We start from the raw sequence: 17,636 nt of genomic DNA, 5'->3' as shown, positions 1-17,636 counted from the left end.
GGCGCGTATAAATGCTCGGGGGTGCCGGGGTCAGGAGCAAAGCGACCAACGGCGGCGCGTATAAATGCTCGGTGGTGCCGGGGTCAGGAGCAAAGCGACCAACGGCGGCGCGTATAAATGCTCGGGGGTGCCGGGGTCGAGAGCAAAGCGACCAACGGCGGCGCTTAAAATTAGACCCCGGATCAAGTCCGGGGATGCCACAGGTGAAACGTGCTCGAATTGGTAATGCTGAAGGAAACCTTGGGCGGTCAGCCCGGTCAACTTTTTGACCGCCCCAACGGAGCGCCAATAGTTTGCACAGCGCGGTGTTAGCGCGTCGTGCAAACTATGATGCGGCGCGTGAGATCAATTATGCAACCAATTCTTCGGGTTTTGAACTTGGGGCCAAAGAAACCTTGAGCCCATCAAGTTCTTCGCTCATCAAAATTTGGCACGAAAGGCGAGAATTGTCTTGAACATCTGGAACCGTGTCCAACATGTCCTCTTCCTCGTCTGTTGCCGGATGCAACTTGTCGGCCCATTCCGGATCAACAAAAACGTGACAGGTCGCGCAGGCACACGCACCGCCGCACTCGGCTTTAATCGGCAATTCCCAATCGCGGATAACTTCCATCACCCGCCAGCCTTCAAGCGCTTCAAGTTCATGTTCTTTGCCGTCATAATCTGTCACATAAACCCGCATTACTTCACCCCAAGCTTTTTCTGTAAGCTGGTCGATGAGGTTGTGTATTGGAACACGACCTTTTGATCCGGATGAATAATTTTCTTCGCGGCTTGCCCCATCAATGCGGCTTCGTGGAACCCAGAAAGGATGAGTTTTAGCTTGCCCGGATAGTAGTTGATGTCGCCAATCGCAAAGATGCCCGGCGTATTTGTGGCGAACTTTTCAGTGTCCACATTGATAAGATTTTCATGCAGATTGAGGCCCCAATCCGCAACCGGACCAAGTTTCATGGTCAAGCCAAAGAACGGCAATAACCGCGTTGCTGGTAGCGCTTTGATGCCATCTGCGGTTTTAATATTCACCGCGCTGATTTGGCCGTTTTCACCGTCAAGATCGCCGATTTGGCCAAGCTCGAAATTGATTTTACCCGCCTCAGCCAGCGCCCGCATTTTATTGACGCTGTCAGTATGTGCGCGGAAACTATCGCGACGGTGCACGAGGGTCATGGATTTGGCGATGGGTGCGAGATTAAGGGTCCAATCTAGCGCGCTGTCACCACCACCAACAATCACGATATCATGGTCGCGGAACTCTTCCATGCGGCGCACAGAATAGAACACTGACTGGTTTTCAAACGCTTCAATATTTGGCACAGGTGGGCGCTTGGGCTGGAATGACCCACCGCCAGCCGCGACCACAACAACCTTACATTTGAAAGTTTGATTGTCGTCAGTTTTGACCACAAATGAGCCGTCTTCAAGCTTTTCAAGCTCCGTCACCATTTGATTATAATGGTACGTTGGGCCAAACGGCTCAGCTTGTTTCAGCAAGTTGTCGGTCAAATGTTGGCCTGAAATTTCAGGAAAACCGGGAATATCATAGATTGGTTTTTCGGGATAAAGCTCGGCACATTGCCCGCCGGGCTTGTCCAAAATGTCGATCAGGTGGCATTTAATGTCCAGCAGACCCAACTCGAAAACGGCAAATAGCCCCACAGGGCCTGCACCGATGATCACCACATCGGTGACAATCTCACGCTCGCTCATTTATCGTACTCTCTTCGTCATCTATTGTGGGCGCTGGACCACCCTTCACGTTCATTATTTTGCCCGTCGCAAAAACGGGCGGGTTCCAACAGGCACCTCAGCGGATGCCCCAATAGGCTGCATGAAGATCGATACCTCACCGAGGTTGTTATCTTCAAGTGCTTTTCTGGTGGCTTCGTTTACAACAGTCAAGGCATCAAACCCACATCTGAGCAAATATGCGACCTGATCCGTCAAAATGTCGCCATGTGCGCGCAATTCACCTTTATAGCCATAGCGTTCACGCAACAGGCGGGCATAAGAATAGCCGCGCCCATCAGTAAACGTGGGAAATGCCACACTGATCGATGCGAAGCGCTGCGCATCTTCACCCAGCGCGTCCACATCATCACCCGGCACCAGAATCAACCCCAAATCACGCGGATTGGCGTCTATCACTGCCCTTTGTTCAACATAGGTCTTCAGCGGAATGTGAACATGATCGAGATCAGTCAGCGCTTCACCGTCTTTAAGATCGCGCCAAGGGTCGGCAACAAAAGCGCCATCTTTGAACAGGTTCATCGCTTTTTGACCAATTTCTACCGTTGGATGGGCGATTTTACCGCTCACATCAAAATGAATACCACATTCGGTTTTGTCTTTGCCGCGCCAGCGGCCAGAACGAGGGTCTTCCCCGTCTTTGACCATCGACGTGCAAGGCGCGCAACCAATCGACAAAAATCCTTTAAGGAACAATGGATGCGCAGGCAAGTCATGGGCTTCGCGATAAGCGCGCACATCTTCATTATCCCAATAGGCAAGCGGGTTCACTTTCACCCGCTCATCCGTGGTCAACTCAAAATGTGGTAACACACCCCGGTCATTTGTTTGGAAGCGTTTACGCCCCGTCACCCAACCGCCATAATTTTTTAGCGCCGCATCAAGCGGCTCAGTTTTGCGGATGTGGCAGCAACTATCTGGATCGGTTTCCCAAAGATTGCCTTTTGGGTCAAACCGCTCAACGTCTTTTGTATCGGGTTCAAGAAAGCGCACATTGGTCAAGCCAAGCTGCTTTTTGATGATCTCAATATATTCAAGCGTTTCAGCGAAGTGCTTTCCGGTTTCCAAAAACAACACTTCTTGGTGCGGATTGATTTGCGCCACCATATGCAACAGAACAGATGAGTCCGCGCCAAACGATGACACCATCGCAATGGACGCGCCAGACACTTCACCATCTAGCGCATGACGCAGCACAGAAAGTCCGTCTTTTTCGTCGAACATACCGTTGAGCGCGACCAATTGCAGATCGGTCGGACGTGGCTTGATTGTTTCAGCGTGGGCCAAGTTTGAACTACCCATAAAGCGCCTCCTTAAATGGGGCTTTGCCCAAGCGACGATAGGCTTGAATGAAGCTTTCATCAGCCCCTTGGCGATGCGCCATATAATGATCGAGCAATTTCTCGAGCGCACCCGGCACTTCGTCCGCCGTCACACCTGGGCCCAAAATGGAACCAACCGAAGCGTTCTCTGTGGCGTCGCCGCCGACAGTAATTTGATAAAGCTCGGTGCCTTTTTTCTCGACACCCAAAATACCAATATGGCCCACATGGTGGTGACCACAGGCATTGATGCAGCCGGAAATTTTCAGTTTCAACTCGCCGAATTCTTCTTCGCGATCCGCGAACTTAACCGAAATTGCCTGCGCAATCGGGATAGAGCGGGCGTTGGCCAAAGCGCAATAATCAAGGCCGGGGCAAGCGATAATGTCAGAGATCAGCCCCGCATTACCTTCTTGCAGTTTTTGTTCGACCAGCACATCATAAACCGCGCGAACATCTTCTAGTGCCACATGCGGCAGCACCAAGTTTTGCTCATGGGTCACGCGCAACTCGTCAAAGCTATAGCGCTCTGCCAAATCAGCAATCGCTTCCATTTGCACGTCTGTCGCATCGCCCGGCACACCGCCAATTGGTTTCAGCGAAATCGTCACACTCGTGTAACCCGCTTCACGGTGCGGATGCAGGTTGCGTTTCAAGAACCGCGCATAAGCGCTATCGGTTGCTTCAAACTGCGCTACGTCGATTTTTGTTGCGGTTGGCGCACCAAATGCTGGCGCAGCAAAATACTCGGTGATGCGGGTTAGCTCGCCTTGCGGCAGCTTCAACACACCTTCTTTGATTTCAGCAAACTCAGCTTCAACCTGCTCCCGAATGGTCTCAATGCCAGTTTCATGCACGAGGATTTTGATCCGCGCTTTGTATTTATTGTCGCGGCGGCCATACATATTATAGACGCGCAGAATGGCTTCCAAATAGGGCAGCAAATATTCGTCGGCAACAAAGCCTGAAATCTCTTTACCAACCATTGGCGTGCGACCCAAACCGCCACCAACAAACACCCGCCAGCCAATTTTACCCGCGTCATTTGTGTTGGCCATCAAACCAATATCGTGAAACTTTACCGCGGCCCGGTCTTGCGGTGCGCCGGTGATCGCGATCTTGAATTTGCGGGGCAAATACGAGAATTCTGGGTGCAAAGACGACCATTGCCGAATGATCTCGGCCACTGGACGCGGGTCGATAATCTCGTCAGCAGCAGCGCCAGCAAACTGGTCAGTTGTCACGTTGCGGATACAGTTGCCAGACGTTTGAATGGCATGCATTTCCACACTGGCCAACTCTTCCAAGATCGCGGGTACGTCTTTCAACTTCGGCCAATTATACTGAATGTTCTGCCGCGTGGTGAAGTGGCCATAGCCCCGGTCATATGTGCGGGCGATATGCGCCAGCTTGCGCATTTGCGTCGAGTTGAGCGTGCCATAAGGCACCGCAACCCGCAGCATATAGGCATGTAGTTGCAAATAAAGACCGTTCATCAAACGCAAGGGGCGGAACTGATCTTCGGTCAGCTCACCCGTCAGGCGGCGCGCCACCTGATGGGAAAACTGTTCCGTGCGTTGACGAACAAAGGCCGCATCAAATTCATCATAGCGATACATGATCGGCTCCTTCTAATGATTGACGGGCGAAACCGCCAACCGTTGGGCCATTGGCCTTGATTTGTTCACGCAGGCGGTTGGCCCACACAACTCCCGTTTCGCTGACCTCAACATCAATTTCTTCAAGGCTGACCAAACGTGAAATGGCTGCCGCCTTGCCAAGCGCAGTTTCCAATGCACCCGCTTCATCAGCGCCAAACAATTTGGCTTGCTGTAAATCGACACCGAAATCGCCATTCTCGTATAGATACACAACGGCACCAGAGATAAGTTCATTTGCTGTGATTGCGTTCATCTTATTCATCCTCTACGCCACCCGACTTGCAGTTGACGTATTCTCATTTAGTTCTTGATCTGAAGTCGGCAGCTTTTCGCCGCTCAGCCATTTGCCGCTGGCGACAGCTTCCCCAACAAAAACAATTGCGGGACCATCAGCCAATGTTGGCGCTTGATTTGATATGTCTTGAAGGCTCGACAAACATCGTGTGCTAGTTGCGCGCCCCGCATTGACCACAATGCCAACGGGCGTTGAAGCACAAAGACCTTCAGCGATTAACTCATCAGCCACATCTTGCATGATCGATTTGCCCATATAGATGCCCAACGTCAGGCCAGACTTTGCCAACGTCGCCCAATGGGTAACCGCTTTGTCATTCGCGCCATGCGCTGTGGCGTAAACAACGCCAGAGGCCACATTGCGCAGCGTCACCGGCAAATGCGCATCGGCCGCAGCCGCAGAAGCTGCAGTAACGCCCGGCACAATCGCATAATCAACGTTTGCAGCGTCCATGGCTTCAATTTCTTCCGCAGCCCGCCCAAAAATCATCGGATCGCCTGACTTAAGCCGAACAACTTGTTTGCCCGACAATGCGAGATCAACAAGCAATTTATTGATCCGCTTCTGCGTGAACGAATGACGTCCTTTGGCTTTGCCAACTGCAACACGTTCCGCATCACGGCGACCCATTTGCACAACGGCTTCAGGCACAAGCTGGTCGTGCACAATAACGTCGGCACTTTGCAAAACCCGCTGCGCCCGCAGGGTGAGCAAATCTTCAGCCCCCGGCCCTGCACCAACCAAATGCACAAAGCCTTTGCGCTGATCAACATTGGCATGATCAACCAGCAAATGATTTGCCCACTGGTTCGCTTGTTCGTTCTGACCACGAGCCAAGGCTTGCTCCACCTGTGGGGACGCCAATAATTCTTGATAAAACTTGCGCCGACGATCAGCCGACTGAATGAGACGTTCGGCCAAGCGCCGCAATCCACCAGCAAGGCTTGCCAATTTGCCCAAATGAAGCGGCAGAGCCGCCTCAATTTGGGCGCGAACCAGACGCGACAGAACCGGCGCTTCGCCTTCCGATGAGATGGCAACCGAAATCGGCGCACGGTCAACAATCGCAGGGGTGAAAAAGTCACATAAGTCTGGTTGATCAACAACGTTTAGTGGCAAACCCGCTTGCTTGGTCAGCCGCTTTGCAATCTGCGCATCTGGGCCATCATCGCCCACAAATACCAAAGCTGCATTGTCTAAATGATGTGCGGCAAACACTTCTTCGCGCACGTCCAAATGGACATTTTCAAGGTCAAGGGAGGAGAAATCAGCTTCAATTTTGCGGGCGACAACAACCACTTGCGCATCGGTCTTGGTCGCCAAACGCGCTTTGCCCAGCGCTTCCGCGCCGCCACCAACGATGATGATTTTCTTGCCCCGCACCTTATAGGAAACAGGGAAAATACCTAAGCGTGTCATGTCGCGACCTCGATTTATCGATACCGCTAAAATAATGCACTCTTAGACCAAAGCCAAGTCACTGAAATTGTTAGATTTTTCTATTTTCTACCATTCCGTAAGACGGCAAAATCCAGTAAAGCTATTTGCCAATTTTCGAGCAATTTGATCTCAATATCGGGGCAAATCGTAGAAAAATTCTTTTCTTGGACGGCTTTGGGAAAAGCTATGCCTGATTTTCTGGTACATGAACCACCAGACCATCAAGTTCGTCCGTCACTTTGATTTGGCAAGACAAACGGCTGCTGTCATTCACATCAAACGCGAAATCAAGCATGTCTTCTTCCATAACCGATGGACCACCAGCTTTTGCAGTCCAGTCTTTATCCACATAAACATGACAAGTCGCGCACGTGCATGCACCACCGCATTCAGCCACAATGCCGGGCACATCATTGCGAATGGCGTTTTCCATTACCGTCGAACCATTCTCTGCTTCGACTTCGTGGCGCGTACCATTTGCTTCCACATATGTGATTTTAGCCATGAAGAGCATTCCTTATCCTGAACTGAGCGCGTTCTATATCGCTCAAATTGTTCGCGGGCAAGCGGTGCTGAAAAAAACCATATGTGGAACGTCACACGCCGTTGACACGAGGGGCGGCTAATTGGCGGCGAAGGTGAGATTCGTGTCGCTCAATTGTGGCGCTATCGACAGGCAATTCTGAGCCGGGCTAAGCAATAGCAGTTAGTAATAATTGCTGCTAATGTTCGCTTGGAGCCTATTCTGTTGAAAAACTCCCTATTTGGCTCTGGCCCAAAAAATTCCGCCTCATGGAGTTGGTTTCGGAAATTTTGGCTGAGGGGGTAGCAATTTTTTGATAATCGCAGTCCTGAAGCGCCTGTGAGTTGGGGCGAGCAAATTTAGCGGCGGTTTTCGGTATTTTGCTCCGATAGCGAAAATGTTGGACTTCGAAATTCTGGAGTTTTTCAACAGAATAAGCCCAAAGTGACCGATGCTGCGCTTTGTACCAACGGCAGCAATGCGCGGGCCTTGGAAATCACATTCGCCCACGTTGCTGCATATGATTGACAACACAGCTGAATAACTGTCAAAAATGTTCAATCAATAGGAGGAAGTGGATTGGATTCAGGTTGGTTGACGATTCTTAAGGCGAGTGCTTGGCAACTAGTTGGACTAAGTCTAGCGTTGAGCATATTTTGGCTTCTGCTTTTGGCTGAAATTCTTCCGCCTTCGGACTCTGCCTTTGTTGTCTACGGCCTACCTTTAGCCATACTAACGACAGCCGGACTTGGTCTTGCTTCATTGGTCGAACAGGTCACCAAATTGGCAACAGCGGCGCTCAAAAAGCGTCGCGAAGCAGCTGAACAGGAACGGAGAATTGCGGAACATCAACGCAAATTCATTGAACACATACCCTATATGACGAATAATGAACTAGCGATTTACGGCTATCTACTTACCCATAGTCAGAAGAGCTTCACTGCAGAGATGGACGGCGGCCACGCGGCTTCGCTTTACAAACGCAAATTTATTCAGACTGACGCGCAGAGCGGTCATTCATACAACCCCTATGAATTTCCGTTCTCTGTCCCAGATCACATCTGGTCGATTCTAGAAGAGAAACGGGACAAGTTTCCGAGTGAATTCAAAGACAAAAAGCTACCATGGTTTCGAAGTCGTTTTTGAGGGTGGTCTGACGAGAGGCACATGGAAGAGCCGCCATTCAATTGGTGTGCCTAAATGTCCGCCTCGTCCACATAGCTGCCGTCGGCCTAAGCTTATGCTGCGTCAAACTAAAATGTACATCTATTTTGTGGTCAGCAGCTCGCCAATGAAGTCGCTGGTTTGCTGCACGGCATAGCGCAACCTATTCATGGCACTAGGTTGCACATGTCCGGTATCAAGCAACTCTTTTTCAGCTTTTGCGGCCAACTGCCCTACTTCGATGGCGCCGACACCGTGGGCTGCGCCTTTTATGGTGTGCAATCGAACCCGCAATTGAGTGTCATCCTCAAGATGGGCGAGTTGGGAAAGATGAATATCGAGTTGAGAGCGGAACAGTTTGAGAATTTCGATTTCTAACGACTTGTTTCCCATGGTTTGACGCCCCAAGAATACAAGATCAATCCAACGTTCATGGCCCTCACTCGTATGACCTGTGGACTTTTGCACTACGCGCGACGCCGCATTCGCCATTTTATTGCCCTACTCAACTACTCAACTTAATAATTCACAACTTTATCAGGCAGGGGTGAACATGGGCTTAAGCGCCTTAAAATGGGCATAATCTACACGTCAAAAGAACCGCGCCCTTGATGCGTTAACCATTTATTAATAAAAAGATCAGAACCAGTTCGAAAAAGTGTATAAAGAAATGATATCAGCGTTCGGCGGCGTTGAGCAAATTGGCCAAAAACGTATTTGTTTTAATGCGTTAAATTTATCCGGGGGACGCTCCGGGCGTGTTTTTATCATTAGGCACGAAAAGCCAGAGCTCACCTTAGCCGCTTCGTTGGGACGTGTGCGGACGTAAAGGTAGTATTGAGTATGGCAAAAAATAGTGGTTCAACACCAAATGACCCAGCGACACTCGCATTTTCAGCGGTTGAGAGTGCTTTAGAGAATTCTGCTGCAAGCGATTCGGGTGCACACAATAGTGCGGCCGCGACCACAAAATCGCCTCAGGCAACACCAAGCCGCACGCGCTCAGCAGAACGCATTGCCGCCCGCACCAAAGGGATCGCAAATGATGATCGCTCAAGTGCTGCTGGCATTCTTTATTCCTTGCAGTCAAAATCCTCATCCACGCCATATTGGGTCGCCGCACTCGCCTCAATTGTCTGGATGCTTGTCATTGGCGCTTTGGGCTACTTCCGGTTTGGGCCGACCCTGACTGAGGCAACACTGGCAACACAAACTCTACGCACACCTGAATTTGCCGCCTATATCGCCCTCATGATCATTCCCGTACTGGCCTTTTTTGCTATCGCTGTCATGGCCAAACGCGCCAACGATTTGCGGCTTGCCGCCTCTTCAATGACCCGCGCCGCAATGCGACTAACCGAACCTGAAGCAACAGCATCCCAACAAATCAAAACGGTGGGTCAGGCCGTCCGTCGTGAAGTAAACGCGATTGGCGATGGTCTTGAACGCGCACTGTCTCGGGCCAGCGAATTAGAAGTCATGGTCCACAATGAAGTAAATTCATTGGAGCGCACCTATGCGAACAATGAAATGCGGATGCGCTCGCTGATTGAAGAATTGGCATCGCAGCGCAATGCAGTGGTTACCAACTCAGATCGTGTGCGCGAAGCGATTTCTGATGTTCACGCGGACTTCTCAACAAAGCTAGACAGTGTTGGCACGCTATTTGTTGAACAAATGAAGACGGTTGGTGGCAACATCACATCAACGATTGAAAGCCAAAAGAACGAGGTCGCCAATGCGGTTCAGAGCGCTGGCATGACCATTGACGGGGCCATTGCTGAACGCGCAAGGAGCTTTGACGAAACAATTCAAAATCGTCAAACAGATTTGGTTGCCGCCCTGGACGACAGCACGGAAAAGCTCAATATCACCGTTGACGAACGCACCGCCAATTTGGCATCGCTAATCGCACAGCGCACTGGTGAATTTGATCATGTGATGGCAAACCGCACCAACCAGCTTGAAGCCTCAATCGAAGACAAAACAGCCGCACTGGACAGCACACTTGCCGGACGCACCGTCGAATTGCAGTCTTCATTTGACGAGCGCAACGAAAAACTCGACCGGATGATTTCAGCCCGGGCAGGTCAGCTTGACCAGGTGTTGGTTGAACGCACCGACGGCTTTGGCACATTGGTTGATGATAAGATGCGAAACGTCGCGCAGCTTCTTGACCAAAACACCAATGCGTTTACCAGCCTTTTCGATCAAAAATCGAACCTGCTGATATCAGCGCTAACAAGTGGCACCGATAGTTTCAACGCCAACGTGGATGAGCGAATTGTTGCCCTAACGGGCAGTTTCGAAAATGGCGCTTCTGCAATTTCTGCGGCCGTGGATAGCGAAAGCGCAAAATTGAGCAATATTTTGCGCGCCTCAGGCGAATCCGTCCTTGTGGACATGACCCTACGCGGCGAAGAGATCTCCGAAAAACTAGAGCTTGTCGGCAGCAAACTTGCGAGCGATGTTTTGGCGAATTCCTCCATTGCACAAGCCAGCCTCACAGAATTTGGTATCCGCTTTGATGAAACACTCGCCATTCAAACAAACAATTTGGAAAGCAACGTGCAGTCGGCACTGCTACAAATTGGTGGCGTATTAGAAGAACGCGCAGACGACGCCCGCATTTTGCTGCAAACAGCAGGCGATGCTACGGCTGCCCAACTTACCGCGCGCGTTGACGAAGTCGCTGTTATCTTGGACAGCCGGTTGAAATCTATGGACGAGATTGTCAGCAAAAAAGGCGGCAAGTTGATCGAAACCATCGATTTCAACAGTGCAAGTCTGACCGAAAACGCCAAGGCGCTGGAAGCAACATTGACGTCAAACACCAACGCCTTCAACGACAGCATGCAGTCTGGTGCGTCATTGCTCAGCGCACAAATGCAGCAACGCACTGAAGAACTATCAACAGCGTTTGACAAATCCGGCGAGAAATTCCGGGACAATATCGATGCAAGCTTGCGTGATGTGAATCAAACAATGGAAACACGAACTCAGCAAGTTTCGTCCATGATCGAAAGCAAAGTTGCTGAGGTGAACGAACATCTTGGAACCGAAATAGACGGTGCAATTGCACGTTTGTCAGATGCTGAACACGGCGTCGCGGGCAAAGTCACCAGCGCGATTTCAAGCATCGAGCAAAGCACCGACAGGTTGGCGGGCAAGGTCGAAAATGCCTTGTCACAATCCACGCAGACGTTTGAAACAGCAACCGCGGAATTGGACAAAACCATTGCAGGTCGGGTGATCAAGTCCGCAGAAACATTGGGCCGCGCAACGCAGCACCTCACCTCCTCTATCGAAAACAGCGTGTCCAACAGCGAACAACGCTTTACAGCGACCATGCAAGGCCTCACCAGCGAAACAGAAGAGCGTGTCGCCGCTACAGAACAACGACTTAGCACATCGCTAAACGACCTCACGTCAAGCATCCAACAGCGTGTCGCAGGCAGCGAAGAAAAACTTTCAGCAACGGTGGATGGCTTAGCCTCAACCGTGGAAACACGCGTTTCTGATGGCGAACAGCGCCTTGCCGCAACGCTCAACAGCCTCAACAAATCAGTTGAAGGCCGGATCAGCGAAAGCGAAAAACGCCTTGCAGCTTCTGCCAGCAATGCGGTTGATAGCATCGCAGCGAGCGCGACCAGCAGCGAAGCAAGCCTTGCAACGACCGCCGAGAGCTTTAGCCGCACCATCGACGAGAAATTGGGCACATTGCCTGATGCAATCTCCGCCCGTGCGAACGCTACGGCTGAACGTTTGAACGACATCAATGCGTCTGTTTCGTCGGCCCTTGGCAAAACCATGTCCAATATTGATGACGGCGCAAGCCGGATCGCGGCGACATTGGAAGAAAAACTGGTTGGCATGACCAACGACATTTCTTCCGATGTTGAAGTAACGGCTACGCGCCTGGATATACTCGTGCGCGGTGCCATGCAGCAAATGACAGCGGTGAGCGATAAACTACAAGACTTGGTCGAAGTGCGCGGTGTGGCCACGGCCCAAGAGTTGAGCGACAAATCAAGCGCCATGAACCGCGTTGTCGCCTTGCAGTCAGAAACATTGTCAAAACTGATCGACCAAAAAGCTGGCGAACTGGACGATCGCTTGTCGAACCACCAAAATATTCTCGACGCTGCGCTTCAAAAATCAGCGTCGGGCGCAGAAGAGATCATGTCGGTCTCAACAGCTCGCATCGAAGAAGATGTCACCCGCGCCTTGGCCAAACTCAACGATTCAAACATGCTCTTGCAGCAGGTTCTTGAAACGTCGGGCAACAATCTGGCAACGCTGGAAGGCAGTATTGGTCAACACACTTCGCGTTATTCAGACGCTGTTCGCGATGCATTGGTGGGCACCGACGACGCAGGCCGCCTGATGAGCGAGCACGTTTCTGCCCTTCAAGCCACAATCAGCGGTTTGCTTGCAGAAGTTGGCGAAGTCAAACATTCGCTCGAAGGACAGGCGCATGGCTTCACCGATGCAGCCCGCGACCTCACAAGCGCGAGCATGGTGTCTATTGAAACCATTGAAGGTGGGCGCACCGCACTTGATGCGTTGGCACAGGGCTTTACCAATCGCGCTGAAGAAATTGACGGACGCTTGCGCATATTTGCCCGCTCATTGGCCGAAACGGTCAATGAAGCCGAACAACGCATTGCTGCCACTCAAGTTGCGCTGGACGAAACAGTCCGTGGCGCATCTTCATCCGTTTCCAACAACTTACGTACATTAACGGAAACGGCAGGCATCGAAAGCCAGCGCGCACAAAGCGTCATGCAACAAACGCAAAAAGCGCTGGTCGAAGAAATGCAAGATGCAATCCGCCAAGCAACAGACCAATTCAACGAAACCGCCCAAGCCATGCGCTCGACTGCGGGTCAAATGAACGAAGAATTGCGCTCAACCCGTGGCGAATTGCAGCGCGGCATGTTGGAGCTGCCAGAGGAAACCAAAGCAAGTGCTGCTGCCATGCGCCGTGTGGTTGCAGAACAAATCGAAGCGTTGAGCGAGTTGAACAATATCGTAAACGCGCAGTCCAGTTCACATAGTTTCACCGCCCCATCTGCTGCGCCGCGTCACAACCCAGCACCTGCCCCAGCACCCCGTCGCGATGCACCACGCCCCCAACTTCACCAAGAGGCAACGCGCCCGGTAGAAGCACCGCAGGCTACTCCGCCACAACGCCGCCCAGAACCGGTTATGCCAACACGCGATGACGATATTTCGTCAGAGAAAATCGCCGCGCTTTTGGAACGCCAGATCGAAGCAGAGCAGCAAAGAGTTCAGGCACAGCCTGCGCTCCAACCCCAACGCCAACAGGCCGTTCCGCAGCGCCAAGCACCGGCACCACAGCCCGCTCCAGAACAAGCTGCCCCAACTGATGACAATTGGGTCCGCAGCCTCTTGCGCAACGCCTCAGCAAACCAGCAAGCTGATACGCAAAACCAGCGTGGCAGCAACCTCAACAGCCTCACCAGCGAAATGATTGCTGCGGTGGATCAAAAGGCGCTCGATGACGCTTGGATGCGCTACCAAAACGGCCAGACCGACGTATTTTCGCGCCGGCTCTACACGTTGGCTGGACAAGGCACATTTGACGACGTACGCAAAAAGCTGAAGAGAGACGAAGAATTTGCCAATACAGCACGCGAATTCATGACCGAGTTTGAGCAAATCCTGCGTGAGGCCGCGGGCGGCAACAACCCAGTGCGCGACACCCAGGCAAATCTAACCTCAGATCGTGGTAAGATTTACACCATGTTGGCACACGCCTTTGGGCGCCTAGGGTCTTGACTAAACACTGAATATTGAAGTTTAAGAAGGCCCGCATTTGGTAAACACCGTGCGGGTCTTTTTGTTTCTTAGGCTTCATATCTTGGATTGACCAACAACAGCGATCCCATCACACACAAACCACCAATCGCAGCAATTGCTGCGGACAGCCCAAACGCGGCGGCACCAAACTGGGCGTAAACAAAGCCAAAGCCAAACACCAATGTCGCCAGCAAACCCTGTCCAAGTACCTGCACTGTGCTTTGTGCCTCAGCGGCAAATTTCTCTGCGGTCCAATTGGCCACAAAATTGAGCGTACCCAAATAGGTCACGCCGAACGAAAAGGCGTGCAGCATTTGCAAGAGAAAATAGCCGTAAACCGGCATTTCAAGCGTCATACCAAACCAGCGCACACTGGTCATTGCAGCAGCAAACAGCATAAGATGACGGGCAGAAAAACGTCTCGCGATCCGCGCAAACGCCAAGAATATCAGCACCTCCGCACCAGAACCAATCGCCCAAAGCGGCCCGATAACCTCCTTGCCGATACCCTGCTCGTCCCACAATAACGACCCAAATGTATAGAGCGGTCCATGCGAGGCAACAATCAGCGCCGACCCAATGATCGCCAGCACAAACCAGGGACGAAACATGTGCTTAAACTCTTGTGCCTGCAACCGATGCGGCGGCGGTGCATTACTCAGCTGAGAATTAAGCTGCGCATCTTCAGGAGCTTTGAGACGAAACGCTGGCAACTGAAACGCGACCATGCCGCGCAAAAAGCTCAAACCCACAAACAACGGTAAGAACAAAGCAATACCAGCCCAACCCAGATACCAGCCACCAACCAAGTTCGCAGCAACATAACCAACGGTGCCCCAAACGCGGATCATCGCAAAATCGGAGCCACGGCGTCTGGTCATGCGCACGGTTGCTGCATCAATGATCGGCGATAACGCCATCACTGGCAAAACGCACAACGTCCAAACCAAGATGATCGGCCACACATCATTTGTGGCGAACAAAAAGAAAGGCGCAAAACCAGCGATCAAACTGCAAAACAATATGACGAGCCGCCAGTCCGAAGCTTTGTCCGCCAAACGACCGACAAAAATATTGATCAGCACCATGGTCCAAACCGGGACAGCGTTTAAAATGCCAATATCGGAATCGCTAAAGCCCTTATAGCGCAGCCAGAGCGGCAAAAACGGTACGGCAACGCCGACCGCCAAAAACATCGAACCATAATAGTAAGACGCCCGTGCCTCAGAAGAGGACAAGCGTGAAAGAACACCGATGGGCATGAGCCAAAACCTTGAAAGAAACGCAAGACGCAACCATCGTTGCCCCGGTTTTTAAAATGGAGCAAGCAAATTTATACTTTGGGAGTTAAAAATTCAATGCGGCTTTGCGGTGAATTTTGCCAATGCGCGCCAGACAATTGTAAAAATATTTGCGCTCATTTTTCACGATACAGCCCCTGCCGCAAGGGTCGCCTTGCTCTAAGCAGCGTATGACGCCAGCGCCCTGTGGATGCTGAACACCCTTCGCCAAAGCCTATTTTTCACGCAGCATTTTGCGGTTGTTTGGTTCGCCTACCCGAAGCCGGCGGTGCCATTTCTGTCCACCTGATCAACTCAAACTCACCATCATTATGCTCAACAATTGCCGTGCAGCTTTCCACCCAATCGCCAGTGTTGATATAGCGGGTGCCGTAATGGTCATGCATGTCAGCGTGATGTATGTGGCCGCAAATAACACCATCCACGCCAGATTGCTTGGCCTCGAGCGCCAAAGCTTCTTCATATCGGCCAATAAAACTGACAGCATTTTTGACTTTATGCTTGGCCCAGGCCGAAAGCGACCAATAGCCAAAACCGAGTTTGCGCCGCACAAAGTTCACGCCAATGTTTAAGCGCAACGCGGCGTTATAAGCCCAGTCGCCCAAATGCGCCAACCACTTCGCATGCAGCACCACAACATCAAACTGATCACCGTGAATAACCAAATAGCGTTTACCGTCGGCGGCATGATGGATTGTGCGATCAACAATTTCTATGTCACCAAAGTGAGTGCCCAAATAGTTGCGCAAAAATTCGTCGTGATTGCCCGGTAAATAGATTATGCGCGCGCCATTGTTCGCCTTTTGCAGCAATTTTTGCAGCAAAATATTGTATGTTTCTGGCCAGCGCCATTTTTTTTGCAAGCGCCAGCCGTCAAGAATATCACCCACCAAATAGATGGTATCCGCATCATAGTTGGACAGAAAATCCAGAAGTTGATCAACGCGGATCGTCTTCATACCCAAATGCACATCAGAAATAAACAGTGCTTTGACATGTGTGGACTTGTTTTCTTCTGTCATTCTTACGCTCGCTATTTAATGACTGCGCGGAACGATCAAATTCGATTCCAAGCTCAGTTGATCGACAATGTATAGTGATCAACCTCACCAAGCAAAAGATTGATTGTTTTTGTGCTCAAAAACCGCGCCAAACTCAGTTTAATCGGGACTTCAATGCGATTATGCGCCGATAGCTCGCTTCAATTTTACGCGCAAAGGACGGATCGCGAGTGGCCTCAGTCTCAAGCACATCCAGTATGCGCTTTGGCAGACCAAGTGAAGGTTTGACCGTATTGGAGAACAGCAAGATATCATTGCCAGCATTCACCGCGCGAACAATTGCTTCCTCAAATCCAAAGTGTTTTGTGATTGCGCCCATTTCCATATCGTCAGAAATGATGACACCGTCAAATCCCATGCCGTTTCGCAAAACAGTGGTCAGCGCGACGGGCGACAAGCTCGCAGGCACTTGCTTTTCGCCTTCGACCACATAACCGCTGTGGAACAGATGCCCTGCCATAATCATATCAGCTTTACCGTTCGCAATAAGTGCTGCAAATGGCTCGTATTCTGCTTGTGTCCAGCTGTTTGAGATATCGACAAAACCCAGATGGGAATCTGTAGCGCTTGAACCGTGGCCGGGAAAATGCTTCAGCCCGGTGATCATACCGGCCTGACGATGCCCATCGACAAAAGCGGTCGCAAACTTGGTTACAATGTCTGCACGAGACGAAAATGACCGGCCATATTTGGCGATAATCGGATTATTCTTGTTGATCAAAAGATCCACCACCGGGCCAAAGTTGGTATTGAAACCTAGCTTTTTCATCCGTTTAGCAAGATCGGCATAGAGCGCATTTGCGCCATTTTTATCCATGTTCAACGCCACATCACGAGCACTGGGAATTTCTTTAAACCCAACTGCTTTGGTAAGCCGCTCAACAACGCCGCCTTCCTGATCAATAGCAATCAGCGGTTGCACCCTCCCCCCCGCTGCCAAAAACTCTCGGTTCATATTGGCAACATCTGTGAGGCTCTTAATATTGTATTTCAAATACATCACGCCGCCAATCTGCCCCGTTTCAAGCAATGAAACCAGACGGCTTTGCTGCTCGCTTTTTGCGCTGTCGTGCGCAAAACCGATCATAATCATTTGGCCCGCCATTTCCCTGACGGATTGAGCAAAAGCCGCATTAGCATAAAAAAGGCAGACGATGAGAAGTGCAAGGCGAGTAAAATGGTGCATAGATTTGTTCATTTCCAATACTATCGAAAGGATTTTATTTAATGAAAAAGGCTTAGAAGTGGCGATCAGCCCGTCGCCTTAAGTAAAAATTCCTGCGGCTCATCCCGT

The 17,636-nt window shown here is 51.1% G+C and carries 13 protein-coding genes; 2 read left to right on the top strand and 11 right to left on the bottom strand.

The window, feature by feature from the left end; all coding sequences use genetic code 11:
- Positions 1–349 precede the first annotated feature (349 nt).
- The 7 genes from ACJAZW_RS12320 to ACJAZW_RS12290 all read right to left on the bottom strand — a co-directional run bounded on the left by ACJAZW_RS12320 (position 350) and on the right by ACJAZW_RS12290 (position 6,972).
- Positions 350–682 (bottom strand): 2Fe-2S iron-sulfur cluster-binding protein, encoded by a 333-nt coding sequence (locus ACJAZW_RS12320; RefSeq protein ID WP_415158512.1) that lies wholly within the window; start codon positions 680–682, stop codon positions 350–352.
- Positions 682–1,710: an NAD(P)/FAD-dependent oxidoreductase gene (locus ACJAZW_RS12315; protein ID WP_415158510.1), complete on the bottom strand. Its 1,029-nt coding sequence runs from the start codon at positions 1,708–1,710 to the stop codon at positions 682–684. Before ACJAZW_RS12315 ends, ACJAZW_RS12320 begins: the two co-directional genes overlap by 1 nt.
- Positions 1,711–1,764: 54 nt before the next feature.
- Positions 1,765–3,051: a phosphoadenylyl-sulfate reductase gene (locus ACJAZW_RS12310; protein WP_415158508.1), complete on the bottom strand. Its 1,287-nt coding sequence runs from the start codon at positions 3,049–3,051 to the stop codon at positions 1,765–1,767.
- Entirely contained in the window at positions 3,044–4,690 is a 1,647-nt protein-coding gene (locus ACJAZW_RS12305; RefSeq protein ID WP_415158506.1) for a nitrite/sulfite reductase, read from the bottom strand. Before ACJAZW_RS12305 ends, ACJAZW_RS12310 begins: the two co-directional genes overlap by 8 nt.
- Positions 4,677–4,985 (bottom strand): DUF2849 domain-containing protein, encoded by a 309-nt coding sequence (locus tag ACJAZW_RS12300; protein WP_415158504.1) that lies wholly within the window; start codon positions 4,983–4,985, stop codon positions 4,677–4,679. The genes ACJAZW_RS12305 and ACJAZW_RS12300 overlap by 14 nt, the downstream gene beginning before the upstream one ends.
- 12 nt (positions 4,986–4,997) lie before the next feature.
- Positions 4,998–6,446, bottom strand: coding sequence for a siroheme synthase CysG (gene cysG / locus ACJAZW_RS12295; protein WP_415158502.1), 1,449 nt, complete (start codon positions 6,444–6,446; stop codon positions 4,998–5,000).
- Positions 6,447–6,651: 205 nt separating this feature from the next.
- Positions 6,652–6,972, bottom strand: a complete 321-nt coding sequence (locus ACJAZW_RS12290; protein ID WP_415158500.1) for a 2Fe-2S iron-sulfur cluster-binding protein — start codon at positions 6,970–6,972, stop codon at positions 6,652–6,654.
- Positions 6,973–7,569: 597 nt separating this feature from the next.
- Between ACJAZW_RS12290 and ACJAZW_RS12285 the strand changes: the two genes are divergently transcribed.
- Complete coding sequence (locus ACJAZW_RS12285) at positions 7,570–8,136, top strand: hypothetical protein (RefSeq protein ID WP_415158498.1); 567 nt, start codon at positions 7,570–7,572, stop codon at positions 8,134–8,136.
- A 120-nt stretch (positions 8,137–8,256) separates the two neighbouring features.
- Here ACJAZW_RS12285 and ACJAZW_RS12280 read toward each other — a convergent pair whose 3' ends face one another.
- Entirely contained in the window at positions 8,257–8,646 is a 390-nt protein-coding gene (locus tag ACJAZW_RS12280) for an Hpt domain-containing protein (protein ID WP_415158496.1), read from the bottom strand.
- Between the two features lie 351 nt (positions 8,647–8,997).
- Between ACJAZW_RS12280 and ACJAZW_RS12275 the strand changes: the two genes are divergently transcribed.
- The gene (locus ACJAZW_RS12275) at positions 8,998–13,959 is read left to right on the top strand and encodes a hypothetical protein (RefSeq protein ID WP_415158494.1); all 4,962 of its coding nucleotides are present in this window, start codon (positions 8,998–9,000) and stop codon (positions 13,957–13,959) included.
- Between the two features lie 68 nt (positions 13,960–14,027).
- Here ACJAZW_RS12275 and ACJAZW_RS12270 read toward each other — a convergent pair whose 3' ends face one another.
- The 3 genes from ACJAZW_RS12270 to ACJAZW_RS12260 form a co-directional block, all read right to left on the bottom strand.
- Positions 14,028–15,242 carry an MFS transporter gene (locus ACJAZW_RS12270; protein WP_415158492.1) on the bottom strand — a complete coding sequence of 405 codons (1,215 nt, stop codon included), beginning with the start codon at positions 15,240–15,242 and terminating at the stop codon, positions 14,028–14,030.
- Between the two features lie 260 nt (positions 15,243–15,502).
- Positions 15,503–16,303 carry a UDP-2,3-diacylglucosamine diphosphatase gene (locus ACJAZW_RS12265; protein WP_415158490.1) on the bottom strand — a complete coding sequence of 267 codons (801 nt, stop codon included), beginning with the start codon at positions 16,301–16,303 and terminating at the stop codon, positions 15,503–15,505.
- 133 nt (positions 16,304–16,436) lie between these two features.
- Positions 16,437–17,447, bottom strand: coding sequence for a glycoside hydrolase family 3 N-terminal domain-containing protein (locus tag ACJAZW_RS12260; protein WP_415158514.1), 1,011 nt, complete (start codon positions 17,445–17,447; stop codon positions 16,437–16,439).
- Positions 17,448–17,636: the final 189 nt, after the last annotated feature.

Source organism: Maritalea sp., assembly GCF_047634455.1.
Lineage (GTDB): Bacteria > Pseudomonadota > Alphaproteobacteria > Rhizobiales > Devosiaceae > Maritalea.
This window is presented reverse-complemented; position numbering and strand designations above follow the sequence as displayed.

Excerpts from the sequence above, each read along its gene's own strand:
- ACJAZW_RS12320 (WP_415158512.1), bottom strand. The coding sequence starts at position 682 with ATGCGGGTTTATGTGACAGATTATGACGGCAAAGAACATGAACTTGAA.
- ACJAZW_RS12315 (WP_415158510.1), bottom strand. The coding sequence starts at position 1,710 with ATGAGCGAGCGTGAGATTGTCACCGATGTGGTGATCATCGGTGCAGGC.
- ACJAZW_RS12310 (WP_415158508.1), bottom strand. The coding sequence starts at position 3,051 with ATGGGTAGTTCAAACTTGGCCCACGCTGAAACAATCAAGCCACGTCCG.
- ACJAZW_RS12305 (WP_415158506.1), bottom strand. The coding sequence starts at position 4,690 with ATGTATCGCTATGATGAATTTGATGCGGCCTTTGTTCGTCAACGCACG.
- ACJAZW_RS12300 (WP_415158504.1), bottom strand. The coding sequence starts at position 4,985 with ATGAACGCAATCACAGCAAATGAACTTATCTCTGGTGCCGTTGTGTAT.
- cysG (WP_415158502.1), bottom strand. The coding sequence starts at position 6,446 with ATGACACGCTTAGGTATTTTCCCTGTTTCCTATAAGGTGCGGGGCAAG.
- ACJAZW_RS12290 (WP_415158500.1), bottom strand. The coding sequence starts at position 6,972 with ATGGCTAAAATCACATATGTGGAAGCAAATGGTACGCGCCACGAAGTC.
- ACJAZW_RS12280 (WP_415158496.1), bottom strand. The coding sequence starts at position 8,646 with ATGGCGAATGCGGCGTCGCGCGTAGTGCAAAAGTCCACAGGTCATACG.
- ACJAZW_RS12275 (WP_415158494.1), top strand. The coding sequence starts at position 8,998 with ATGGCAAAAAATAGTGGTTCAACACCAAATGACCCAGCGACACTCGCA.
- ACJAZW_RS12270 (WP_415158492.1), bottom strand. The coding sequence starts at position 15,242 with ATGCCCATCGGTGTTCTTTCACGCTTGTCCTCTTCTGAGGCACGGGCG.
- ACJAZW_RS12265 (WP_415158490.1), bottom strand. The coding sequence starts at position 16,303 with ATGACAGAAGAAAACAAGTCCACACATGTCAAAGCACTGTTTATTTCT.
- ACJAZW_RS12260 (WP_415158514.1), bottom strand. The coding sequence starts at position 17,447 with ATGGCGGGCCAAATGATTATGATCGGTTTTGCGCACGACAGCGCAAAA.